The organism is Bradyrhizobium sp. WD16 (assembly GCF_024181725.1).
Taxonomy (GTDB): Bacteria; Pseudomonadota; Alphaproteobacteria; order Rhizobiales; family Xanthobacteraceae; genus Bradyrhizobium_A.
In genome coordinates, this window is sequence record NZ_CP028908.1 from 4,084,161 (window position 1) to 4,108,269 (window position 24,109).

20 protein-coding genes, 1 tRNA gene and 1 pseudogene are annotated in these 24,109 nt (G+C 63.4%); 17 read left to right on the top strand and 5 right to left on the bottom strand.

What is annotated here, in order from left to right; translation table 11 throughout:
- Nucleotides 1-24: 24 nt before the first annotated feature.
- The 4 genes from DB459_RS18930 to DB459_RS18945 all read left to right on the top strand — a co-directional run bounded on the left by DB459_RS18930 (nt 25) and on the right by DB459_RS18945 (nt 3,474).
- Nucleotides 25-1,086, top strand: coding sequence for a phosphotransferase family protein (locus tag DB459_RS18930; protein WP_253706798.1), 1,062 nt, complete (start codon nt 25-27; stop codon nt 1,084-1,086).
- Between the two features lie 69 nt (nt 1,087-1,155).
- Nucleotides 1,156-1,941, top strand: a complete 786-nt coding sequence (locus DB459_RS18935) for an SDR family NAD(P)-dependent oxidoreductase (RefSeq protein ID WP_253706799.1) — start codon at nt 1,156-1,158, stop codon at nt 1,939-1,941.
- A gap of 2 nt (nt 1,942-1,943) precedes the next feature.
- Nucleotides 1,944-2,675, top strand: a complete 732-nt coding sequence (locus tag DB459_RS18940) for a histidine phosphatase family protein (RefSeq protein ID WP_253706800.1) — start codon at nt 1,944-1,946, stop codon at nt 2,673-2,675.
- A gap of 31 nt (nt 2,676-2,706) precedes the next feature.
- Nucleotides 2,707-3,474: an SDR family NAD(P)-dependent oxidoreductase gene (locus DB459_RS18945; protein ID WP_253706801.1), complete on the top strand. Its 768-nt coding sequence runs from the start codon at nt 2,707-2,709 to the stop codon at nt 3,472-3,474.
- A 390-nt stretch (nt 3,475-3,864) separates the two neighbouring features.
- Here the strand turns inward: DB459_RS18945 and DB459_RS18950 are convergent, their stop codons facing one another.
- Nucleotides 3,865-5,100 carry a serine hydrolase gene (locus tag DB459_RS18950; protein ID WP_253706802.1) on the bottom strand — a complete coding sequence of 412 codons (1,236 nt, stop codon included), beginning with the start codon at nt 5,098-5,100 and terminating at the stop codon, nt 3,865-3,867.
- A gap of 196 nt (nt 5,101-5,296) precedes the next feature.
- Between DB459_RS18950 and tuf the strand changes: the two genes are divergently transcribed.
- From tuf to DB459_RS18975, 5 genes and pseudogenes are all read left to right on the top strand, one after another.
- Nucleotides 5,297-6,487: an elongation factor Tu gene (gene tuf / locus DB459_RS18955; protein ID WP_253706803.1), complete on the top strand. Its 1,191-nt coding sequence runs from the start codon at nt 5,297-5,299 to the stop codon at nt 6,485-6,487.
- A 554-nt stretch (nt 6,488-7,041) separates the two neighbouring features.
- Nucleotides 7,042-7,590, top strand: a complete 549-nt coding sequence (locus DB459_RS18960) for a reverse transcriptase domain-containing protein (protein ID WP_253706804.1) — start codon at nt 7,042-7,044, stop codon at nt 7,588-7,590.
- Nucleotides 7,591-7,767: 177 nt separating this feature from the next.
- Complete coding sequence (gene istA, locus DB459_RS18965) at nt 7,768-9,270, top strand: IS21 family transposase (RefSeq protein WP_253713630.1); 1,503 nt, start codon at nt 7,768-7,770, stop codon at nt 9,268-9,270.
- Nucleotides 9,267-10,091, top strand: a complete 825-nt coding sequence (gene istB / locus DB459_RS18970; protein ID WP_305884140.1) for an IS21-like element helper ATPase IstB — start codon at nt 9,267-9,269, stop codon at nt 10,089-10,091. The genes istA and istB overlap by 4 nt, the downstream gene beginning before the upstream one ends.
- Nucleotides 10,092-10,213: 122 nt before the next feature.
- Nucleotides 10,214-11,113, top strand: a pseudogene (locus DB459_RS18975) (reverse transcriptase domain-containing protein); the annotation flags it as partial.
- 168 nt (nt 11,114-11,281) lie between these two features.
- Here DB459_RS18975 and DB459_RS18980 read toward each other — a convergent pair.
- Complete coding sequence (locus DB459_RS18980) at nt 11,282-12,997, bottom strand: sensor histidine kinase (RefSeq protein ID WP_371926779.1); 1,716 nt, start codon at nt 12,995-12,997, stop codon at nt 11,282-11,284.
- Nucleotides 12,998-13,188: 191 nt separating this feature from the next.
- Here DB459_RS18980 and DB459_RS18985 point away from each other — a divergent pair.
- From DB459_RS18985 to DB459_RS19000, 4 genes are all read left to right on the top strand, one after another.
- A tRNA-Trp gene (locus tag DB459_RS18985) sits at nt 13,189-13,264 on the top strand.
- 386 nt (nt 13,265-13,650) lie between these two features.
- Nucleotides 13,651-14,082: a hypothetical protein gene (locus tag DB459_RS18990; RefSeq protein WP_253706806.1), complete on the top strand. Its 432-nt coding sequence runs from the start codon at nt 13,651-13,653 to the stop codon at nt 14,080-14,082.
- A 160-nt stretch (nt 14,083-14,242) separates the two neighbouring features.
- The gene (locus tag DB459_RS18995; protein WP_253706807.1) at nt 14,243-16,363 is read left to right on the top strand and encodes a protein-disulfide reductase DsbD; all 2,121 of its coding nucleotides are present in this window, start codon (nt 14,243-14,245) and stop codon (nt 16,361-16,363) included.
- On the top strand, nt 16,360-16,998 hold the full coding sequence (locus DB459_RS19000; RefSeq protein ID WP_253706808.1) for a DsbA family protein: 639 nt from the start codon (nt 16,360-16,362) through the stop codon (nt 16,996-16,998). The genes DB459_RS18995 and DB459_RS19000 overlap by 4 nt, the downstream gene beginning before the upstream one ends.
- A 63-nt stretch (nt 16,999-17,061) precedes the next feature.
- On the opposite strand, the gene DB459_RS19005 is transcribed toward DB459_RS19000, so the two are convergent.
- Entirely contained in the window at nt 17,062-17,778 is a 717-nt protein-coding gene (locus tag DB459_RS19005; protein ID WP_253706809.1) for an aldolase, read from the bottom strand.
- A gap of 287 nt (nt 17,779-18,065) precedes the next feature.
- The gene (locus DB459_RS19010) at nt 18,066-18,722 is read right to left on the bottom strand and encodes a TetR/AcrR family transcriptional regulator (protein WP_253706810.1); all 657 of its coding nucleotides are present in this window, start codon (nt 18,720-18,722) and stop codon (nt 18,066-18,068) included.
- A gap of 124 nt (nt 18,723-18,846) precedes the next feature.
- On the opposite strand from DB459_RS19010, the gene DB459_RS19015 reads away from it, so the two are divergent.
- The 4 genes from DB459_RS19015 to DB459_RS19030 all read left to right on the top strand — a co-directional run bounded on the left by DB459_RS19015 (nt 18,847) and on the right by DB459_RS19030 (nt 22,812).
- Nucleotides 18,847-20,118, top strand: coding sequence for an MFS transporter (locus DB459_RS19015; protein ID WP_253706811.1), 1,272 nt, complete (start codon nt 18,847-18,849; stop codon nt 20,116-20,118).
- Nucleotides 20,119-20,239: 121 nt separating this feature from the next.
- Nucleotides 20,240-21,649, top strand: coding sequence for an amidase family protein (locus tag DB459_RS19020; RefSeq protein ID WP_253706812.1), 1,410 nt, complete (start codon nt 20,240-20,242; stop codon nt 21,647-21,649).
- 310 nt (nt 21,650-21,959) lie between these two features.
- Nucleotides 21,960-22,466: a LysR family transcriptional regulator gene (locus tag DB459_RS19025; protein ID WP_253706813.1), complete on the top strand. Its 507-nt coding sequence runs from the start codon at nt 21,960-21,962 to the stop codon at nt 22,464-22,466.
- Nucleotides 22,467-22,485: 19 nt separating this feature from the next.
- Nucleotides 22,486-22,812 carry a substrate-binding domain-containing protein gene (locus DB459_RS19030; protein WP_253713632.1) on the top strand — a complete coding sequence of 109 codons (327 nt, stop codon included), beginning with the start codon at nt 22,486-22,488 and terminating at the stop codon, nt 22,810-22,812.
- Here the strand turns inward: DB459_RS19030 and DB459_RS19035 are convergent.
- Nucleotides 22,797-23,947 (bottom strand): IS630 family transposase gene (locus tag DB459_RS19035; protein WP_253706721.1). Its coding sequence is split into 2 segments (ribosomal slippage): nt 22,797-23,497 and nt 23,497-23,947, totalling 1,152 coding nucleotides; the frame shifts between segments, so codons are not numbered across the junction. The two genes, DB459_RS19030 and DB459_RS19035, sit on opposite strands and share 16 nt — an antisense overlap.
- Nucleotides 23,948-24,109: the final 162 nt, after the last annotated feature.

Below are 24,109 nucleotides of genomic sequence, written 5' to 3' on the forward strand. Positions count from 1 at the left end.
GGCAAGGTAAGACGGAGTTCTGGCATGGGTCTCGGCGTCAGGGACGACGCGGATTTCTCCGGCACCAAGCCGGTCGAGGAACGCCATCGCATCGACGAGGCGAGCCTCGACCGCTGGATGGCCGGTCATGTGGAGGGCTATGCCGGGCCGCTGACTGTGTCGCAGTTCAAGGGCGGCCAGTCCAATCCGACCTATCGCCTCGACACGCCGCAGCGCGCCTATGTGATGCGGCGCAAGCCGTTCGGCAAGTTGCTGCCGTCGGCCCATGCGGTGGACCGCGAGTTCCGCGTCATCGATGCGCTCTACAAGCAGGGCTTTCCGGTGGCGAAGGCCTACGCCCTGTGCATGGACGAGGCCGTGATCGGCGCGACCTTCTACATCATGTCGATGGAGGAGGGCCGCGTGTTCTGGAATCCGACCTTGCCGAACCAGGCTCCGGAGGAGCGTCGCGCCATCTTCACCAACAAGATCGAGACCCTGGCGCGGCTTCACCAATACGATCCGGCTGCGATCGGCCTTGCCGATTTCGGCAAACCGGGCAACTATTTCGCCCGGCAGGTCGAACGCTGGACGAGGCAGTACAGGGCGTCCGAGACCGATCTCATTCCCGAAATGGAGAAGTTGATTGAATGGCTGCCGCGCACCGTGCCGGAGCAGGAGCGGGTTTCGGTCGTTCATGGTGACTATCGTCTCGACAACATGATCTTTCATCCCACCGAGCCACGGGTCATTGCGGTGCTGGATTGGGAACTGTCGACGCTGGGCGATCCGCTCGCCGACTTCACTTATCTGTTGATGCAGTGGGTGATGCCCGGGCTCGACGCCGTCGATCTGCGGTCGCTGAATATTCCGACCATGGCGGAGGCCGAGGCGATTTATTGCAAGGCCACCGGCCGGCCGGGTGTGGCAAATCTCGACTGGTATTTCGCCTATAACCTGTTCCGCCTCGCCGGCATCGTCCAGGGCATTGCCGCCCGAATCCGCGACGGCACCGCTGCCAACGCCCGGGCGGCGGAATCGGCTGCGCGCCGCATTCCACTGGCGCAGGCGGCGTGGACGTTCGCGCGCAAGGCGGGCGCGGAGTGAACTGCGCCGCCGCGGTCCGCGGCGGCTCTTGCGCAGTCGTTATCCATCTCGACAGAGAGAGTGAATGCCATGGCTCGGCTCGAAGGCAAATCCGTCATCATCACCGGCGCGGGCAGCGGCATCGGCCGCGCCGCTGCGCTGCTGTTCTGCAAGGAAGGCTCGCGACTGATCGCGGTCGATCGCAGCGAGGCCGTCAAGGATACCGTCGATCAGGTGCGTCGATCGGGCGGCACCGCCGAGGCCGTGGTCGCCGATGCCGGTTCTGAAGCCGACGTCGCCGGCTTCATCGACAGGGCGATTGCGATCTATGGCCGGCTTGACGGTATCTGGGCCAATGCCGGCGTCAGCGGCGGCCTCAAGCCGCTCGCCGAGCAGACGCCGGAGCATTGGCAGGAGATCCTGCGCATCAATCTGATCGGGCCGTTCCTGGCAGTGAAGCACGCCAGTCCACATCTGGTGAAGCAGGGCCACGGCGCAATCGTCTGCACCGCCTCGGTGGCCGGGCTGAAATCCGGAGCCAGCGGACATCCTTATGCGGCCAGCAAGGCCGGCGTCATCAGCCTGGTGCAGACCACCGCCTATTCGCTGTCGGGCACCGGGGTGCGCATCAACGCCGTCTGCCCCGGCCTGATCGAGACTGGCATGACCAAGCCGATCTTCGAAAGTGCCAAGGAGTGCGGCACCGAAAGCAAGATCGGTCAGCTCAATCCGCTCAAGCGCGCCGGTCAGCCGCATGAGATCGCCGCCATGGGCCTGTTCCTGATCAGCGACGAGGCATCTTACGTCAACGGCCAGGCCTTCCCGGTCGACGGTGGGCTCACTGCCTCGATGCCTTATACCGGCAAGCCGATCTGACCATGTCGGGACCGCTGCCGCGCTCGACCGCTGGCATTCCGCATCCTTCGGCCGGCGTTGAGATCACCCGCTGGTGGTGGGTGCGGCACGCGCCGGTGCGCGAGGACGACGGTCGTATTTACGGCCAGAAGGATCTCAATTGCGACTGCAGCGACACGGCGGTGTTCGCCGCGATGGCGCGCATCCTGCCCAGGGACGCGGTGTGGTATGCGAGCCATCTCAGGCGCACCCACCAGACCGCGCAGGCGATCTGGACCGCCGGCCTGCCGCCGCCCGAAGCGCTGCATCAGGAGCGCGCCTTCGCCGAGCAGGATCTCGGCGAATGGCAGGGGCGCAACCGCGCCGAATTCTTTGCCAGCCGTCCCCCGCAAATCGGCAGTTACTGGTTCGCGCCGGCGGATGAGCGGGCGCCGGGTGGCGAGAGCTTCGTGGACCTGTTCGAGCGGGTCGGCGCAGCGATCGAGCGCATCAACGCCCAGCACCGCGGCTGCGACATCGTCGTCGCGTCCCATGGCGGCCCAATCAAGGCGGCGATCGCCCATGCGCTCGGACTGCCGGCCGCCGGCGGCTTCGCCTTCACCATCGACAACTGCTCGGTGACGCGCCTCGATCATCTGTCCGGCGATGCGCCGATCGGCTGGCGGGTGCCGATGATCAATCAGCAGCCGTGGATCGCCGATCCGTCCCATGCCGCCATGCACCAGCCGGCCGGGCCCGAGATCAAGCTCGGCTAAGGACATGGAAAAGAGAACTGCAGGAGAAACCATGACACTGTTCGACATGACCGGGAAGATCGCGGTCATCACCGGATCGACCCGCGGCATCGGCCGCGCCATCGCCGAACGCATGGTCGAGCATGGCGCCAAGGTGGTAATCTCGTCGCGCAAGCAGGACGTCTGTGATGCCGTCAGCGCCGAGATCAACGGCCGCTTCGGCAAGGGCAGCGCCGTCTCGCTGGCGGCCAACATCTCCAGCAAGGAGAACCTGCAGCACCTCGTCGACGAGACCAACCGGGTGTTGGGCCGCATCGACGTGCTGGTCTGCAACGCGGCCTCCAATCCCTATTACGGGCCGCTGGCCGGCATTTCCGACGAGCAGTTCCGCAAGATCCTCGACAACAACATCGTCGCCAACAATTGGCTGATCAGCATGGTGGTGCCGCAGATGATCGCGCGCAAGGACGGCTCGATCATCATCGTTTCCTCGATCGGCGGCCTGAAGGGGTCGACCATTCTCGGCGCTTATGCGATTTCCAAGGCTGCGGACATGCAGCTTGCGCGCAATCTCGCCTGCGAATACGGGCCGCATAATGTGCGGGTGAACTGCATCGCGCCCGGCCTGATCAAGACCGATTTCGCCAAGGCGCTGTGGGACAATCCGGACAATCTGAAAGCCTCGACCGCACGCACGCCGATGCAGCGCATCGGCATTCCCGACGAGATTGCCGGGGCGGCAGTGTTCCTCGGCTCTGCCGCCGGCAACTTCATGACCGGCCAGACCATGGTGATCGACGGCGGCGCGACGATCAGCTGACCGGACCGGCTTCTGGTCGAACGGATGCCGGCGCGGGGCCGGGCAGGAGGATGGGGTGGCGGAGGGAAAATGCGTGCTGGCGCCGACGCACATTCTGCTGTCGCCCGCGAAGGCGGGCGGTACGCCGCGCGGGCGAGAGCGGGCACGGCGACTGGCGCCGTGCGCATCTTCGGCGTTCCGGGATTTGCCTGCGCTCAACTGGCCGTCGTTATGACCGTGAGGCCGATCTAGTGTGGCGTCTCGCAATTGCCTACCACCTTTGCGGCAAGGCTCTCGTAGGCAATTGCGAGACATAAGCCACACTAGCACTTTGATTTTGCTAGTGTCCTTATGTCTCCGAATTACCGTGCGAGCATGAGGCAAATGGAGCGGTAATTCGGAGACAGGACACTAGACCAATGCCGCATAGACCAGACTGCGGATCTGCGAACGGAAATATTCGCGCTGGCCCGGCCCTTGCGACATGAACAGCGCGAACAGGTCTTCGGCCGGATCGATCCAGAAGAAGGTCCCGGCCATGCCGCTCCAGAAATACTGACCGACCGAGCCCGCATAGGGCGCCATGCCCTGATGGGTGCGGACGGCGAAGCCGAGGCCGAAGGAATGGCCTGGCGGAACAAGGTGGCTCTCGACCTTGACATGCGGGGCGAGGTGGTCCGCCGTCATGAATTGCAGGGTCTTGCGCGCGATGATCGAGATGCCCTCGAGCTCGCCGCCATTGAGCAGCATCTGGCAGAAGCGGGCATAATCCATCGCAGTGGAGACGAGGCCGCCGCCGCCGGACTCCATCACCGGCTTTTCCATCGGATCGAACAGCACGACGCGCTCGCCGGTCCAGGGATCGGTCGGGAACGCTTCGGCGATGCTCGGCCGCTCGCCCCCATCCACCGAGAAGCCGGTCGCGGTCATGCGCAGCGGCGCGAGAATGCGTTCGGTGAGGAAGGCGCCCAGCGATTGGCCGGAGATGACCTCGATGACGCGGCCGAGAATGTCGGTGGAGCGGCTGTAATTCCATTCGCTGCCCGGCTGGCACATCAGCGGCAGGGCGGCGATCATCCGGGCATGCTCGGCGTTGCTGATGTCGCGGCGGCGCACCTTGGCATCGCGATACATGCGCTGGACGAGGCCGTCGCCGGTGATCTCGTAGGACAGGCCGGAGGTGTGGCGCAACAGATCGTGGATCGTGATGGAGCGCTGGCGCGGCACCAGCGTCAGCTTGCCCTCCGCCTCGATGCCGACCTTCTGGTCGGCGAATTCCGGAATGAATTTCTCAATGGGATCGGCGAGCAGCAGCAGACCGTCCTCGAGCAGCATGGCGATGCCGAGGGAGACCAGCGGCTTGGTCATGGAGAAGATGCGGAAAAGGCTATCGCGGGTCATCGGTGCTGCAGTTGAGGGATCGGCCCGGCCGTCGAGCCGTCCCTGGGCTTCGAACCAGCCGATCTTGCCGCCGCGGGCGATCATGGTGACGACCCCGGGGGTGGTTCCCTTGTCGATTTCGCGCTGGAGCGCCGCCCGCATCCGCTGCAGCCGCGCTTGCGACAGGCCGAGTTCGCCGGGCGCGGCGAAAGGCAGGTGCGGGGTGGCGGTGTCTTGGGCGGGCTTCGTCGCGGCTTGCGGCGTCATGGGCGTCGTCACTCCCTGGAGAGTCTATGATGTTCTAGTGTTTTTCAGGCGCGGCGGCCGCGCCAGAACCGGCCAAAACCGGCGTCCGGACGTAGGTTTACGCCGATTTTGGCCCTTGAACAGGGGCGTTTTCCGCAGTAACCAGCCGCCCGTTCGATGCCGCGCAGCCGCGCCGGCCCCAGAGGGTGGACGAAGAATGGCCAAAGAGAAGTTTGAACGTACGAAGCCGCATTGCAACATCGGGACGATTGGTCACGTCGACCACGGCAAGACGTCGCTGACTGCGGCGATCACGAAGGTGCTTGCGGAGACGGGCGGCGCGACGTTCACGGCATACGACCAGATTGACAAGGCGCCGGAAGAGAAGGCGCGCGGCATCACGATCTCGACGGCGCATGTCGAGTACGAGACTGCGAACCGGCACTATGCCCACGTCGACTGCCCGGGGCACGCCGACTACGTCAAGAACATGATCACCGGCGCGGCGCAGATGGACGGCGCGATCCTGGTGGTGTCGGCGGCGGACGGCCCGATGCCGCAGACCCGCGAGCACATCCTGCTGGCGCGTCAGGTCGGCGTTCCGGCGATCGTGGTGTTCCTCAACAAGTGCGACATGGTCGACGATCCGGAGCTTCTGGAGCTGGTCGAGCTTGAGGTCCGCGAACTGCTGTCGAAGTATAACTTCCCGGGCGACAAGATCCCGATCATCAAGGGTTCGGCGTTGGCGGCGCTGGAGAACAAGGATCCGAAGCTCGGCCACGACGCGATCCTGGAACTGATGCGCAATGTTGACGAGTACATTCCGCAGCCGGAGCGTCCGATCGACCAGCCGTTCCTGATGCCGGTGGAAGACGTGTTCTCGATCTCGGGTCGCGGCACCGTGGTGACCGGCCGTGTCGAGCGCGGCGTGATCAAGGTCGGCGAGGAAATCGAGATCGTCGGCCTGAAGCCGACGCAGAAGACCACGGTGACCGGCGTCGAGATGTTCCGCAAGCTGCTCGACCAGGGCCAGGCCGGCGACAACATCGGCGCGCTGCTGCGCGGCACCAAGCGCGAGGAAGTGGAGCGCGGCCAAGTGCTGTGCAAGCCGGGTTCGGTGAAGCCGCACACCAAGTTCAAGGCCGAGGCCTATATCCTGACCAAGGAGGAGGGCGGCCGCCATACGCCGTTCTTCACCAACTACCGTCCGCAGTTCTACTTCCGCACCACCGACGTGACCGGTGTGGTGCACCTGCCGGAGGGCACCGAGATGGTGATGCCGGGCGACAACATCGCCATGGAAGTGCATCTGATCGTGCCGATCGCCATGGAAGAGAAGCTGCGCTTCGCCATCCGCGAGGGCGGCCGCACCGTCGGTGCCGGCGTCGTCGCCTCGATCATCGAGTAAGCGAGGCGACTACCCGACGCGCCAACGGGTTGTGAGTTGCGCAAGTGCGGTAAACCGCACTTGCGAGTGGCGTCGGCGTCATCATGGCGCCGTGTCGTCGCTTTGATCAGCGATCGACGCAAACCTCTGACGATCGGAAAGGCGCGGGCCAGCCCCGCGCCTTTTTTTGGTGCGCCCAGCATGGGCGCCCTCTTATGGGTGCAAGTCCCATCGTGAGTTGATCACAACGAGCGAAGCGAAGCGCAACCGCATGAGGGCGACCGAGTGTGGGGAGGAAGCGTGGAGCGAAGCTGCGGGCCGATGAATAAGAACCGGATAGAAGGCGTTGCCGACCAGGGCGAGCGGGCCAGTAATCGCGAAGCTCTCGTGATCAAGGGGAAGCGGCGTAGATCCGGCGGTCGTGCAGTGAAGGAGTGCGTTCTTACCTGGGGAGATCTCGCCTCATGCCCGAAAGGGCGACGGTGTCGAGCCGGAGCGAGAAGTCAGCCGAGGTCGTAGTAGCCGGTGGGAAGGCTGCGAAGCCGTCCCGCAGGCGAAGGGCCGAACGAGAGGGAGTGTTCGACGCCATGCCGATGTGGCGAGCATCGCATCAGATGCCTGCGCGAGCAGGGCGGTCCGGGGTAGGACGCGGTGAAGCCGCGTGTGGCTCGGGCAGTGATGAAGCTCGTCGCCCGCGGCATGAACCGAAGGGCACAGGGTCGGCGCTGCTTCTGGCGGCGCTGGCGAGAGAGAACCTGCAACAAGCGTGGAAGCGGGTGCGGGCCAACAAAGGCGTAGCCGGTGTGGACGGTCTGGACATTGACCAGACCGCCGCGCAGCTGCGTACGGCGTGGCCGGCGATCCGCGAGCAACTGTTGTCGGGGGCGTACCGGCCCAGTCCGGTGCGACGGGTGGCGATCCCCAAGCCCGAGGGCGGCGAGCGCGAGCTCGGCATCCCGACGGTGACGGATCGTCTGATCCAGCAGGCGCTGCTGCAAGTGCTGCAGCCCATTCTTGATCCGACCTTCAGCGAGCACAGCTACGGCTTCCGGCCGGGCCGAAGCGCGCATGGCGCCGTCTGCGCGGCGACAATGAAGGTGAGAACGCAGCGACAATCAGGATGAGAGAGCGCCGGCGGGGGCGGGACGAAGGGAGGGCGTAGCCCGACCGGAGGACCGCTCCCGCCGGCGGCGTCCGTCTCGGGCCCTCTGGCGGCCGGGTGTGGTTAGCGCAAGCTGTTGATTCGTCTCGACAACGAGGGGATCGACGCCTTGCCTGGCCGCCACATCACCGATCACCAGATGAGGCTATACATGAGTTACCGACCGACGTTATCGGCCGAGGCCGCGGCGGCCAAAGCCGGGTTTTCGACCGCGACTGCCTATCGGATCGAGGCCGATCCACGGCTGCCGTCGCAGAAAGAGGAGCCCAGGGGCCGGCGGCGGCCTGATCCGCTCGCGCCCTACTGGGAGGCCGAGATCGAGCCGATCCTGAAGGCCGCACCCGGGATCCGGGCGATCGGCGTGCTGGACGAGTTGCGCCGGCGGCATCCCGATCTCAATCCCAACATCCGACGGACGCTGGAGCGCCGCATCACTGCCTGGCGCGCGCTCAACGGTCCCGAGCGGGACGTCATCTTCCGCCAGGAGCACGAGCCCGGGCGACTCGGCCTGTCGGACTTCACCGATACCAGCGCGCTTCGCATCACCATCGCGGGTGCTGTGCTCGATCACCGGCTCTATCACTTCCGCCTGGCGTTCTCCGGCTTCGAGCATGCCCATGTCGTGCTCGGCGGCGAGAGCTTCGTCGCCCTCGCCGAGGGCCTGCAGAACGCGCTGTGGGCGCTCGGAGGCGTTCCCAAGGAGCATCGCAGCGACAGCCTGTCGGCGGCGTTCCGCAACCTGACGCGTGATGCGCGCGAGGACCTCACGCAGCGCTACACCGCGCTGATGAGCCATTACGGCATGGTGCCCACCCGCAACAATGCCGGCATCGCGCACGAGAACGGTTCGATCGAGAGCGCCCACGGCCATCTCAAGCAGGCGCTGGAGGATGCACTGCTGCTGCGGGGCTCGCGTGACTTCGCCGACCTCGATGCTTACCGTGCCTTCGTCGATGTGGTTGTCGGTCGACGCAACGCCAATCTCGTGAAGCGGATCGCGCTCGAGAAGGAGACGCTGGCGCCGCTGCCGAGAAGCCGCACCAGCGACTTCGAGGAGAAGGTGATCCCGGTGACGTCATCGGGCGGCTTCATCCTGCGCCGCGTGTTCTACACCGTGCCGTCGAAGCTGATCGGCCATCGTCTGCGCGTGCGCATCTTCGACGATCGCCTCGAATGCTTCCTCGGGACCACGCAGGTCGCAACGCTGAGACGTGGCCGGCCGGTGTCGGAGAACCGGGGCGGCCATGTCGTCGATTATCGGCACGTCATCCACGCCCTGCGACGCAAGCCGATGGCGCTCGCCAATCTCGTCTATCGCGACCAGCTGTTCCCGCGGGCCGCCTACAGACGAGCGTTCGAGATCTTGCGCGAGCGATACGATGATCGGCATGCCTGCAAGGTGACGGTCGAGCTTCTCGCCCTGGCCCACGAGCGGGCCTGCGAGGCCGAGCTCGCCGATACCATCGCCATCGATCTCGATGCCGGACGGCTGCCCGATCTCGCCGCGCTGCGCGTCCGCTTCCGGCCCGAGAAGGCGCCGATCCCGCACGTCGCCGTCGAGCTGGCTCCGCTCGCCGCCTACGACGAGCTGGCCTCCGTCGGCTTCGTGCCGGTGACCTCGAACACCGGAGATGCAGCATGACCGGAATGACGACATCGATCGATGCCGCCCGCGTCGAACTGCTGCTCACCGAGTTGCGCCTGCCCAGCGTTAAGGCGATCTGGCCGAAGCTCGCAGCGCAATCGGACAAGGAAGGCTGGCCCGCCGCACGCTTCCTCGCCGCGCTCGCCGAGCACGAGGTGGCCGACCGTGCCCGCCGCCGGATCGAGCGGCACATGGCCGAGGCACGCCTGCCCGCAGGCAAGACGCTCGCCACCTTCGACTTCGACAGCGTGCCGATGCTGTCCAAGGCGCAGGTGATGGCGCTCGCCTCCGGCGATGTCTGGCTCGAGACCGGCTCCAACCTGCTGCTGTTCGGTCCGCCTGGCGTCGGCAAGAGCCATCTCAGCGCGGCCATCGGCCTGGCTCTCGTCGAGAACGGCTGGCGCGTCCTGTTCACGCGCACGACCGATCTCGTGCAGCGGCTGCAGATGGCGCGGCGCGAGCTGGCGCTGGAGGCGACCATCGCCAAGCTCGACCGCTACGACCTGCTGATCCTCGACGACATCGCCTACGTGTCCAAGGATCAGGCCGAGACCAGCGTCCTGTTCGAGCTGATCGCCGCCCGCTACGAGCGGCGCTCGCTTCTCATCACGGCCAACCAGCCGTTCGGCGAATGGGGCCGCATCTTCCCCGATCAGGCGATGACGCTCGCGGCCATCGACCGTCTCGTGCACCACGCCACCATCATGGAGATGAACGTCGAAAGCTACCGCCGCAAGGCCGCCCTTGGCCGCAGGCGCGGCGCTGGCCGCCCGCCGGTTCACGCCACGCCGAAGGAGATCGAGAAATCTGCTGATTGACGCTGGCAGCGCTTCATGATTGTCGCCCAGCGTCAATCAGCCCTTGCCAAGCCGACCATCCGCGACAATGATCACAGCATCCGGCTCCAATCTTCTCATCCAGATTGACGCCCAGTTCTCATCCAGATCGTCGCGCTATAGCCGTCCTTGCGGCGCAGTCATACGTGCAATCGGGCCGCCGGATCGTGGTGGACGTCGACCTGGAAAAGTTCTTTGACCGGGTCGATCACGACATCCTCATCGACCGCCTTCAGAAACGGATCGGGGACACCGGGGTCATCCGGCTGATCCGGGCGTATCTGAACAGCGGGATCATGGGCGATGGCGTGGTCCGGAAGCGAACGATGGGGACGCCGCAAGGCGGGCCGCTATCGCCGCTGCTGGCCAACGTTCTGCTCGATGAAGTGGACAAGGCGCTGGAACGTCGGGGCCATTGCTTCGTGCGCTACGCCGACGATGCGAACGTCTACGTTCGCAGCTGCCGGGCGGGTGACCGGGTGATGGCGCTGCTTCGGCGGCTCTACGGCAAGCTGCACTTGACGGTCAACGAGACCAAAAGCGCAGTGGCCAGCGTGTTTGGTCGCAAGTTCCTGGGCTACAGCCTTTGGGTAGCCCCGGGCGGCGTGATCAAACGCAAGGTCGCCGACAAGCCGCTGAGGACGTTCAAGCAGCGCATCCGGCAACTGACCTGCCGCAGTGGCGGGCGCAGTATGCAGGATGTGGTGGATCGTCTGCGGCCTTACATCCGGGGCTGGAAGGCGTACTTCCGGTTGGCGCAAACGCCGAAGGTCTGGCGCGAGCTCGATCAATGGCTGCGTCACCGGCTGCGCGCCATCCAGCTCAAGCAGTGGAAGCGCGGTACGACCATGCACAGGGAACTACTGGCGCTGGGAGCCAAGCCTGACGTTGCACGGCAGGTGGCGGCCAACAGCCGTCGCTGGTGGCGCAACAGCGGCATGCTCCTCAACGCCGTGCTAACCCTGAACTGGTCGGACCGGTTGGGACTGCCCCGTCTCTCATGACCTCAACTTCTCGAACCGCCCGGTGCGGACCCGCATGCCGGGTGGTGTGGCAGGGGAGCGACCCAAAAGGTCGCCCCCTATGCCGATCTGCGGCTGCAAGCCGAGGCCAGGGTTCGAGAAGCCGCCGCTTCGGGGGCTCCTCTCCATCATAGGGAAGCAGATGCCATTTCACTCCGCCGCACGGACCATCTCCGCGGGCGCGTCTTCACCCAAGGTCGGCGAGATGAAGCGGATGTGACAGACGAGACCGGACGGCGCATAACGCGGCTCGAAGCCGCCGCTCATCTGGCGCGTCAGGTTGCCGATCAGGCGAGTGCCGAAGCCTTCCTGCCTCGGCCGTTCCACCGGTGGACCGCCGCTTTCGATCCAGGTGAGGCTGACGGCCGTGCCTTGCGGCTCTGCCATCGCCGCCCAGTGGATGGTGACGGTCCCGCGCTGGTTCGACAACGCGCCGTATTTCACCGCATTGGTACAGAGTTCATGCAGGATCATCGCCACCGCGACGGCGGTGGTGGCCGCGAGTTCGACCGCCGGGCCGTTGAGCGCGAAACGCTCCGCCCGGTGCTCGCGTAGCGGCGCCAGGGCCACCTCCAGAATGTCGGTGATGTCGGCCCGCTCCCAGTTGTGCCGGGTCAGCAGATCATGGCTGCGCACCAAGGCCTGGAGGCGTTCCTGGAATCCCCGTAGCGCTTCGGGACCCTGGCTGTCGCGGAAGCTCAGGCTGGCGATCGATTGAACCGTGGCCAGCGTGTTCTTGACGCGATGGGCGAGTTCGCGGATCAGGATGTCGCGGCGCGCCTCGGCGGCCTCGCGCTCGGCCTCACGCTGCTGGTTCTCGTCCATCAGCCGGTCGAAGGTCTGGCCGAGAAGGCCGATCTCGTCGTCACGATCGATGATGCCGGTGCGCACCATGTCGTGGCCGCGTCGCCAAGCCTCCGCCGTCGCCACCAGCTTCATCAATGGCTGGCGGATCATCCCTTCGCCTGCCATCCAGGCCAGCACGAGCGCCCCGAGGCTGCCGAGCGCGAACAACAGCAGGCTGCGCTTGCTGGCATCGTCGACGCCCCGGAAGGCTTCACTCTTGGAGACGTCGGTGGCGACTGCCAGTCCGAACGGCGTTGCCCCGGCCGGCAGGAAGCCGGAAATGCGCTGATTGCCCGCCGCATCGGCGATTTCGGTCACTCCGGCGGTAGCTCCGGTCAGGGACGCCAGATTGGCTTCCGTGACGCGGGTGCCGACGAAGGCCTCCGGCCGCGGCTCGCGCCAGACGATCACGCCGTTGCCGTCGGCGAGGGTGATCGCGCTGCCCCCGGGGGTGGCGCGATAGCTGATCCGATCGCCCAGCCATTTCAGGTTCAGCCCCGCCACGACAACGCCGGCCACGGCATTGTCGACCGTCAGCGGTACGGCAAGAGGCACGATGAAGCGGCCACTCGCCCGGCTCTGGACGTAACTGCCGATCGCAAAGGGGCTTCCGTCCAGCACCTGCCGGAAATAGTCTCGGTCGCCGAAGTCGGCCATCGGGAGAGGGGGGGCGCTGGCACAGCGAATCACGCCCTTGCGGTCGGTGACAAAGATGGCGGTGAGAGCGTCGATGCCCTTGGCCACCCGCCCCACATAGTCCGAACAGGTCTGCGCATCGACCCGCAGTTCGGCCGCCAGCGACACCGTCTCCAGCACGTTCCGTGCCCCGCCGAAGATCTGCTCTATTTCCGAGACGGCGAAGCGGGTGTTGCGCATGACGTCGGCCTGCACCTCGGCGCGGCGGGCATTACGCAGGTCGAAGGTGTTGTAGGCCAGCGCCAAAAGGCCCGGGACCGCTGCCGCAAGGGTCAGCGCCAGCAGCCGATGCTTCAGCGACAGGCGACGTGTGATGCTGTTCAATCCAAGTCCCCAGGGCCGCATGCCCATCGGCGGCCCGCCCCGAATCCGGGAACCAGCGCAACCGACACCACAAACGTGGAGATCTGGTGGCCTCGGATCTCGCCACCGGCATCTTGACCCGGCTGGCCCCCAAATTTCGTCGCAACAGGGGCGTGACGAACGGAAAAGGCTTCGCTATAGAGGCGCGCAGTAGGAGTGTAGCTCAATTGGTAGAGCACCGGTCTCCAAAACCGGGGGTCGTAGGTTCGAGCCCTACCACTCCTGCCATCCGAGACTCAGATCTCGGTCCAAGTGATTGATTTAAGGAAGTTTTGTCTGGCTGCGCGGCGCCGTCACCTTGGCGCGCGGTTGGCCCCCTTCAGGGCCGGCACCTTTGGCTATCCAGCGCGTGCGCTTGGCTGAACAGCGGGCTACGACGGGCCTTTGGCTATCCGCGACAGGCGCCGTCGGAAAACGGCGGGCGACGGCCCGCCGAGACAACCCCATCGCTGTGGATATCGTTCCCCCGCCGAGCGCAGGAAGAGGCGCGCGAGTCAGGCGCCGGAAACATCTTTCCCGCCGCCGAGCGCCCCCAAATTCCCGGACCCGTCCGCCCAGGGCGGTCACGAACAGTTCAGTTGCCCGGGCGCTTTTTGTTTAGCACATCCTAATGAATGTCCGCCGAGATGGATGTGATGGATTGCCGCCCGAACTCGCCCCCGATCGTTCTCCGCCGCCTCGTCGCGGTGGTGATGGCGGTTGCGATGATCGCCGCCTCGCTCGCAACTCTTGCCCGCGAACCATCGTTCAGCACGGCGCGTGGCGAGGGTGCTTTGATTGCGTCGGCCAAGGCCGATCTCCTGAAGATCGCATTCAGCAAGAACGAAAAGGGCATCGCCAAGCCCTGTCAGAAGGCGGTATTGCCGGGCGGCGTCAACTCCTGCTCCGCCGGCTTCGTTCTCGCCGGCATGCCGGCATCCGAGCCTGCCGACGTCATTCCGCAGCTGACCGTCCAGCAACTGCATTGGCGCTTGGCTGACGTGCGGTTCGCTGCCCAGTGCGGTGGGCCCTCGCTGGACCGACCTCCCTGTCCGGTGGCCGTCTGACGCCGCTCCGGCGCAGCCGTTCTGCAATTATCCGCAAGTGCGAAGGCCGCTGCTGAGGGCGCCATCCGGTGCGGCGCGAGGCCGCGAGCCTCGCTGTACGGCTCCGGCGCAGGTCCGGTTTCTCCGCGATGTTTTCAGTGCGACCCGCAACAGGGATGCCATGCCCGTTCATTTTGCTCGTCTTGCGACCGCCGGGGTGCTGCTCGCGCTCCTCTCTGGTCAAGCCATCCCGCGCGGCGCGACGGCGCAGCCGGTCAAGGCGGATTTTTCCGTGCGGTTCCTGGTGGCCGGCCCCGACACCGACGATCCGCGGACGGCCTGGGCCGGCGTTCAGGTCCGGCTCGGCCCGGCCTGGCACACCTATTGGCGATCGCCGGGGGACGCCGGTGCGCCGCCGCAATTCGAATGGTCGGATTCGCGGAACGTCGAGGGGGTGCGTGTCGAGTGGCCGGCGCCGCAGCGCTTCTCCGAGGGGGGGATCGACACTTTCGGCTACGCCGAGCAAGTGGTTTTCCCCGTTGCCGTACGCCTCCAGGATCCTGCAGCACCGGCCCACGTCTCGCTGAAGCTCGCGCTTTATGTCTGCTCGACCATCTGCACCCAGAACGAACTGCAGTTCGCCGCCGACATCCTGCCGGGAGCGCGCGAGGCGGGTGCGTCGAGCCTGATCAAGGCGTGGCGGGACAAGGTGCCCCGCGAGCGCTCGCCGACATTGTCGGTTCGCGATCTCCGCATCGAGCCCGGGCCACGCCCGTCATTGCGGCTCGAGGTGCTTGCTGCTCCGCCGCTGAGTCGACCTGATGCATTCGTGGATGGTGATGATGCGGTGACGGCGGGGCCCCCGCAGATTGGCGAGGGTGCCGCCGGGAGTTCGATCATCACGCTGCCGCTCGAAGGGCTCGATCATGCGAACCCGAATCGATCGCTTCATCTGACACTGGTGGACGGTGGCCGTTCGTTGGAGATGACGCTGCCGAAAACGGCGGGAAGCGGCGCCGCCGTAATGCGGTCCCGGCCCGAGATTCATTCCGCCGCGTCGGGAGCAGCCTCGCTCTGGCCGATGCTGGCGCTATCGCTGATCGGCGGGCTGATCCTCAACTTCATGCCCTGCGTCTTTCCGGTGCTGTCCCTCAAGCTGATGTCGCTGGTGCAGCACGCCTCGCGCGACACCAGGACCATCCGTGCCGGGCTGCTGGCGTCCGCCGCGGGGATCGTCGCCTCGTTCGTGGTTCTCGCCGTCATCCTGGCGGCGCTCAAATCCGCCGGCGCCGATATCGGCTGGGGAATCCAGTTCCAGCAGCCGGCGTTCCTCGTGACGATGTCGGCGGTTCTCGTCGCGCTCGGGGCCAATCTCATCGGTCTCTACGAAATTCATCTGCCCTGGTGGCTGTCGCGCCGCCTCGGCGAGGCGACCGGCGGCACCTCTAACGCATCGCAATTCGTCAACGGCTTCGTGATGACGCTGCTGGCGACGCCGTGCTCGGCGCCCTTTGTCGGCACGGCGGTGGCATTCGCGCTGTCCCAGGGCCCCCTCGAGATCATCGCGATCTTTGTCGGCCTCGGCCTCGGCATGGCGTCGCCCTACCTGCTGCTGACGCTCGTTCCGCGACTGGCGGGAGCGTTGCCGCGGCCCGGCCGGTGGATGCTGACGCTGCGCCGTCTGTCCGCCGCGGCCATGGCCGCGACCGCCCTGTGGCTGCTGACCGTGCTCGCCGACATCAGCGGCGTGGTGCCGGCGCTCGTCGCAGGTGTCGTCATGGCCGGCGCTGTCGCGCTGTCGGCCGTGGCGTGCCGGAAGCTGAAGCCAGTCGCGGCCGGCGGCATCGTCATCCTTGTTGTCGGCGCCGCCGCAGTGGTCTGGCAGGGCGGGCCGCGATCGGACGCTAGGGCCGAGGCGCAACCTGTTGCCTGGCAGTCGCTCGACCCTGATAAGGTCAGTGCGATGGTGCGCAGCGGCCGCACGGTGTTCGTCGACATCGGTGCATCCTGGTGCGTGACCTGCAAGGTCAACGAGAAGCTGGTCATCGACAGCGATACGATCCGCCGGCGACTTACCTCCGACGTTCGTCCCGTCCGCGCCGATTGGACGCGTCCCGACGAGATCATTGCGTCCTATTTGAAATCCTTCGGCCGTTACGGTCTGCCCTTCAACGCCGTGTTCGGGCCCGGCGCGCCGGCAGGCATCGTCCTGCCGGAGGTCCTCACCCAACAGGCGGTTCTCGATGCGTTTGCGGCCGCAGCGACGTCCACTCCTCCATCACAACAGGAAACACGGCCATGACGATCCGTTTCACGCCCATCATCGCTGCGGCGCTCGCATTCGCGCTGCTCGCTGTTCAGACGCCGCGGGCCTTCGCCGAAGGCGCCGCGCCCGATCCCTTGAGCGAACACAGCATCCTGCTCGATCCCGAGGTCCCGGCGCTCGGTAACGCCAAAGGCGATATCACCATCGTCGAGTATTTCGACTACCAATGTCCGTACTGCAAGAAGGTCAATCCGGAGCTGTCGAAGGTGGTTCAGGAGGATGGCCACGTCCGCCTGGTCTACAAGGACTGGCCGATCTTCGGCGAGCCGTCGGTCTATGCGGCCCGGCTGGCGCTCGCATCGAAATATCAGAACAAATACGCCGAAGCCCACGACGCGCTGATCGCTCTCCCCGGCAAGCTCTCCGAGGACAAGGTGGACAGTGCGCTGGCCGCGGCGGGGATCGATCTCGATCGGGCGAAGCGTGATCTTGCGGCCAACCAGAGCGCCATCGAGGCCGTGCTGGCGCGAAATCACCAGCAGGCGGTGGCGCTGGGCTTTCAGGGCACGCCGGCCTTCATCATCGGACGCTTCCGCGTCCCGGGCGCACTGAATGCCGCTGCCTTCAAGCAGGCGATTGCCGACGCGCGCGCTTCGACGACGAAGAAATGATCGAACAGGAAATGATCGGAGGCGGCACGCGGCAGGATGCGCGCCGTCCCTTCAGTGCAGGCGTCAATGGGCGCCCTTGCATCCGGAGTGATCGCAGGGTGCGGTGTCGTGCGTGTCGGTGCAGGCGAAGCGATCGAGGGGCAGGTCGAGACGGAAGGTCTGGGCGAGATCCTCGATCTGGGGCCGGGTCAGATAGCGCGGCTGCTTGTCACGCAGCAGGATATAGAGCTTGGCGCTTTCCTCTAGCTCCTCGCAATTGAACACCGCCGCTTCCAGGCTGTCGCCGGCCACCACCGGGCCGTGATTGGCCAGCAGGATGGACGAATGCTTGCCGCCGAGCTTCCGGATGGCGTCGGCGATCGCCGGATCGCCAGGCCGGAAGTAGGGAAGAAGCGTTGTCGCACCGCATCGCATGAGCTGATAGGGCGTGAGCGGCGGCAGCGCCGCCTGCGGGTCGATCTCGGGCAGCATCGAGAGGGCGACACAGTGGGTCGAATGCAGATGGACAATCGCCGTGGCCGAGGTGCGCGTCTCGTAGACCGCACCGTGCAGGGGGATTTCCTTGGTCGGCGGATCGCCTGACAGCAGCCGGCCGCTCGCATCGAGATGCGACAGGCGGTCGGGGTCGAGAAATCCCATGGAAGAGTTCGTCGGAGTGGTGATCAGACCGCCATCCGCGAGGCGAACGGAAATATTGCCGGAAGAGCCCGGGGTCAGCCCTCGCTCGAACAGCGAGCGAGCATACCTGCAGATGTCATTCCTGATCTTGGATTCGCTCATTGGCGTGCCCTACAACGCTAAAGTCATCACCCCGTCACATTAATTCGGGGCTTTTCTCAGAATCCTTGTCCAATCATCACGCAACTCTTCCCAATTCTGTTGACAAGAAAAAGGCGATCGCCTCATCATAAGGCCTTGCCGCTCCTGCGGGCGCGGTCGACTTACCCAGATGGTGTTGGCGGCGGGTTCTCATTGAGACCGCGTGTGGCAGACGCATTCCCTCCGAATTTTCGCTGATTGAAGTCGCACTTAACTGGCGAAGCTATCTCGGAATTATAGTTCCCAAGCTACTTGTTCTTCGCAACACTGTAGCGCGCAAGAAACGTTGTCACTGCTTCCTTTATGATGAGGTTTGCGTCCCAGTCGGAACGCTCTTCGTCGACAACAAGCAAGCGGGGCCAAAAGAGCGCGCCATTGATCATGTCGAGGAATTGTCGGGTTGCTAGGTCGCTCTTCTTGACCCGGAGAACGCCGGCGGCAGTAGCCCGATCGAGGTAAGAGTGAAGGCGAGCGCGAAACGGATCCTTAGCTCGCCTAAATAGCTCTGTGCCGAGTTCAGGAAAACGTGGAGTTTCCGCTATTACGGCTCTAAACAGCTGCACTATTTCCGGTCGGCACAGCAGCGCTGCGTGAGCCTTGCCGATTTGCTTCAAAGCATCGGCAGGCTTCAATTTGTCTAATGTCGCAGGAAGCGAAGCTGCCTCGGAGGTCAGGGCTCCCCATGTGCATTCGACAACTGCTCCGAACAGATCAGCTTTCCGCGAGAAGTGCTTGTGCAATGTCGCTGCCGATACTCCCGCCCGGCGAGCAATCTCGTCCAAACCAGTTCGCTCGTAGCCAAGTTCTAGGAAGGCGGAAAGGGCCGCGTCGAGAAGCGCGGCGCGTTTTTCTGCGCGAATGCCCTCTCTGTAAACGGTCAACCCGTCAGGCCCATCTACAGTCATTGACATGTCCTTGACATGATGAGGCGATCGCCTTATGGTGAGGCGATCGCCTCATCATGGTGTTTGATAGCGTCTAGTTAACACCAGTTTGCAGGTCGTTCCAGTCTGATCAGAGATCGCGAGTATGAAGGAAAGTCTGAAGCTGGATCAGAGAAGGTCCGACGCTTCCGCTTCCGCTTCCGCTTCCGCTTCCGCTTTCAGCGCGTCGGCTTGGGCGCTTTGCGTCGTGCTTATCGGCGCCAATATGCCCACGCCGCTCTATCCGATCTGGGAAGTGCGTTGGGGGTTTTCGACGGTGACCCTCACTGCAATATTTGCAGCTTACGTGGTAGGCATCATACTCGCGCTTCTGATTGTTGGCAGGCTTTCCGACACCATTGGACGACGTCGCGTACTGTTGTCGGCGCTTGCTTTAGCGCTTATCGCTGCTGCGATGTTCTGGTTTGCCCAGAGTGTGTCGTGGCTCCTTGCAGCACGAGCTGTGCAGGGCTTGGCAGTAGGATCAGCGACGGGGACTGCGACGGCCGCACTAGTTGATTATGCGACCGAAGAGCGGCCCGACAGAGCCCCGCTCGTCGGCGCAGTTTCCAGCGTTTTTGGACTTTCACTGGGCCCGTTGATCGCCGGGGTCATCGCCGAAAACACCGACACTCCAGATGCGGCTATCTGGCTGGTCGATTTCGTATTTGTTCTGAGCGGTCTGGTTTTCGCCGCCATGGCGTTGCCTCGCGTCAGAGCAGGTACCCATTTCCAATTCAGGATACAGCGCGTCGGTGTTCCGTATGATATCCGCTCTGTCTTTCTGGGGTGCGCAGGCGTATTCGTGTGCGGATGGGTCGCTACCGCACTATTCCTTGCGCTAGGTCCGACCTTCGTTCTTTCACTGCTCCACCTGAAGAGCTTCGCCATCGCGGGCGCGGCCGTTTTTGGTGTGTTCGCGGCGTCAGCGGTTGCTCAGCTGCTATCTCGCTTGCTGCCGGCAAGCGCGACGCGCGAGCGGACGGAGATGGCCGGTGGCCTAGCGGTTTTGGGACTGGGCCTTGTCTCATTTCTGCTCGCGCTTGAGCACGAATCACTCGTGCTGTTCGTGGCGGGGACGCTGTTGGTTGGTGCCGGACAAGGTGTTTCTTATCGTGGCAGCTTGGCTGCTTTACAAGCCGCGGCGCCGCTTACTCGTCGTGGCGAAGTAATGGCTGCATACTATCTCAGCGCCTACGTTGGCGTTGCAATCCTGATTCCGATGGTGGGCCTTATTTCTCCGCTTGTTGGTCTCGTGACCGCCTGCATCGTTTTCTGTGTGGTGCTCGCCTTCATTGGCGGAATGTCATCACTCATCGTGATCAATCTTGAAACCCGGTGTGGGTCCATCGATCCCGCGATCGAAGTGGGCAAATGATTGGAGAATTCAAACCTTTCGTCGTGCTCTTGCTGTCCATCGTGTCGCTTAAAATCCGAGAACGTTCGAACAGAGATGCCGATCTGCTAATTCCCTTGATCAAGCTGGAGTCGTCGAAACTATGAAGGAGCCAATATGGAAGTGGGATGCTGTGGAGATTGCGTTTGGTATCCGCTCAGGGCTGATCTCATGCCGCGAGGCAGTGGAAGCCTCCCTTGATAGACTGACAGCGGTCAATAATTCCATCAATGCTGTGACGGTTGTTCATGCCGAGCAGGCTCTCGATCACGCTGATGAGGCGGACCGTGCGGTTTCACGCGGCGATGCACTGGGGCCGCTTCACGGAGTCCCGCTCACTATCAAGGAAAACGTCGATCAGACGGCTGCATCCACTACCCAAGGCGTAGTGGCTCTCAAGGACAATGTCGCGACGGCCGACAGTTCGCCTGTTATGAACCTACGAAAAGCTGGAGCAATCGTTATTGGTCGAACCAATTTATCGACCTTCGCTCTGAGGTGGCACTCAGACAACGATTTGCGAGGCCCGACCTATAATCCCTGGAATCGCGCATACACCCCTGGAGGATCGAGCGGCGGCGCGGCCGCATCCGTCGCGGCTGGCATCACCGCGCTTGCTCACGGGAATGATTACGGGGGCTCGATCCGGTACCCCGCCTATTGCTGCGGAGTGGTCGGTATCAAGCCAACATTGGGACGAGTACCTGCCTTCAATCCATCCGCAAAGGATGAGCGTTCGCTGACCAGCCAGCTCTTTTCAGTGCAGGGGCCGTTGGCACGCCGAGTGCGGGACCTCCGGATCGCCCTCGGAGCCATGGCCGTAGGGGACGTACGGGACCCGTGGTGGGTACCCGCTCCCTTGCAGGGCCCGGCTATTGGCCGACCAATCCGAGTAGCGATGACATCTGATCCATCTGGAATTGGCGTTGATCCCGCCGTTGACAAGGCAGTTCGTCAGGCAGGGAAGGCTCTTGAACGGGCCGGCTATCAAGTTGAAGAGGTCGAGCCACCGAACACAGCTGCAGTGGCTGACCTTTGGTGGCAACTGGCCTGGTGGGAAACCAAAGAGATGTCGGAGCCCTTCATTCGAAGTGTCGGCGACCAAGGAGTAAAACGCGCGCTGGATATGTATCTCGCTTCCGCTCCGAAGGTCGACTTGCAAGCCTACATGAGAGGCGTGGCAGCACGTGCGACTCACATTCGCAGCTGGCTGCAGTTTCTGGAGCAATACCCTCTGATACTCGGCCCCGTTTCCACCGAGCTACCATTCTTGGCCGACTTCGACCTCCATCCCGACATGACCGGCGAAAAGATAAAGCACGCTCAGCGCCTGATGATCGCGGTCAATCTGCTTGGTCTTCCCGCCGTGGCCGTGCCAACCGGCCTGGCAAGTGGTCTTCCCGTCGGCGTTCAACTAATTGGCTCTCGATTCAGAGAAGATCTATGCCTGGATGCGGCCGAAGCGATCGAGGCACAACTTCGTGTAGAGACACCAATCGAGCCGAAACCGTAATGCTGCTCCCAGAAACGACCGTCAACATCAGAGCAAGAGCGCCATTACTTTAAGGATTGCGTTGATGACGCGCGGTACCCCCCCCGTGGTGGTTCCTCCCCAAAAACTTGGAGGTGCGCAACAGCGCATCCGCCGCTTCTTTTTCAGGGCGCGGACGATATTTCGCGAAATCGCCACGCGGCCTTGATGACTCGGGCGGGAACCCACCAACTCTTCAGTCCTTCATTCGGTCCGCTTCACCTCTAGGAACTTGAAAGCTCCTCCCAACTGTACTGCGGCGATGCCTGAATTAGATTGGGACCATTTTCGCGTGTTTCTTTCGGTCGCACGGCACGGACAGTTATTGGCTGCCGCGCGGAAGTTAGGAATAAATCACGCAACCGCTGCTCGCCGACTCAGCGCACTGGAAGCCGCCCTTGGGCAGCCGCTTTTCGAGCGTCGTCCCGATGGCTCCACCGCCACTCCGACAGCGTTGCAACTTCTTCCAGCAATCGAGCGAATCGAAGTCGAAATAATAAGAATTGTTGAACGTCTCAGAAACGAAGATGCCCTCGCAGCAGGGACGGTTCGCGTGGGGGCGCCGGAGGGACTTGGCAATCATTTCTTGGCTGTGGAGCTCGGAACACTAACGGCCCTTCATCGCAATCTTGTCGTGGAGCTTGTTCCGCTATCGCAGGCATTTTCGATCGCGAAGAGGGAGGTGGATATCGCGATCTGCGTTGATCAGCCGAACGAGGAGCGTGTCATTGTCTCACGCTTGTCTGACTACACTTTGAGCACCTACGGCTTCAGCCGGCTACCTACGGAAGCATGGTGAACCGACGACGCTAGAGGAACTGTCGGAACACGTTGTCGTCGTCGGCCTAGAAGAGTTTACTAGTGCGTCGTCGCGAGATTACGTGGTCTGTTTGCAAAAATACGCACAACGCATATTCCGATGTGCGACTGCAACCGGCCAGGTTGAGGCGACCAAGGCGGGGGTTGGCATTGGAGTGCTTCACGATTTCTCGGCTGCCGATCAAGACAGTCTTGTTCGAGTGCTACCTCAAATCGAATTCCGCCAGAGCTATTTCTTAGTCTCTCATCCGGACACGGCAGACGTTAGGCGAAGTGCTGTTTGCAGAGACTTTCTAGTCGCCCGATTCATTCAGATTGAAGGGTAAAGGTGCTTGAGTTTGATGCGAGCATTGGGAGTTGTGAAGTGCCAGTTTGCCTTGGTGTGGTTGGCATTGCGGTCTTTCTCCCAGGCGGCGATTTCCTCGGCGAGGGTCTGTTTGTCGGGAATCCGTCGATCGAGGCATTGGGACGATAGGACGCCGAGTTCGGACTCGGCGAGATCAAGCCAACTGCCGTGCTTTGGTGTGTAATGCCATTCAAAGCGCTCGACCAGCCGCCTGGCCTCAGGGGCCGGAAAGGCTTCATAGAGTGACGCCTTGCTGTGGATGTTGAGATTGTCCTGGATCAGAACGATGGTCTTGGCGCCGGCGAAGTGGACATCGGCCAAGTCCTTCAGGACGTGAGCATAATCCACGGCGGTATGGCGATCGGTGACTTTGACATGGCGCCAGCCTTCGAGCGGAGCAAACATCATGAAGAGATTGGCGGTGCCGTTGCGTTTGTACTCGTAATCGCAACGAGCCGGGCGCCCACGCTTCATCGGAATCGGCATGCGCGTCTCGGCGAGGAGTTGCTTTGAGCTCTCGTCCAGGCAAACCAGCGGGTAGTCGGGATCGCGTGGCCGGGTGTAGACGGCCAGCACGTCCTCCATGGCGGCTACGAACGCACTATTGGCTTTCGGCGGGATGACCCAGCACTGTCGGCGATGGGGCTGGAGAGTGTTTTTTTTAGTGCCCGCCCGATCGTCGAGTCGCTGGCACGATCAACAATATGGAGTTCTACGACTTTTTGCTCCAGTAGCCGCAGGGTCCAGCGTGTGCGTCCCTTGGGAGGTTTGGAACAAGCCAGGGCAATCAGTTTGGCTTCCTTCTCACCGTCAAAAATCCGCGCAACCCCCGGTGTTGCGCGCTGCTTACGGCTCAATACCGCCTCGAAGCCTTCTTCCACCAGTTGCTTCCGCACTCGGTAAACCATGGAAACGCTTGTATCGAACGCCTTAATGATCCGGCTGTCACTCCAACCTTCGCCGGCTTCCGAGACATCGGCCTTCAACAATATTCGCGCCTTCAGCAGTTTTTGAGCTGCGCTCTTGCCCTTCCGTATCAGCGTTTCAAGCTGTTCGCGTTCCTCGCCGCTCAGCCGCACAACATACTTCTTTACCGAAATTTCCGTCGCAGCCATGATCCTCTCCGGCGCTCGCGTCGAGACGATCGAATCGAATCACAAATTCTCCATCCTTTCAAATTATTTGAAGCGAGCGACTAGTCTAGTGCGGTTTTGGATCTTACGCTCGTACGACGAATTCGCTGCAATGCTGATGCGAGCGTCAGATCCATCGCACTA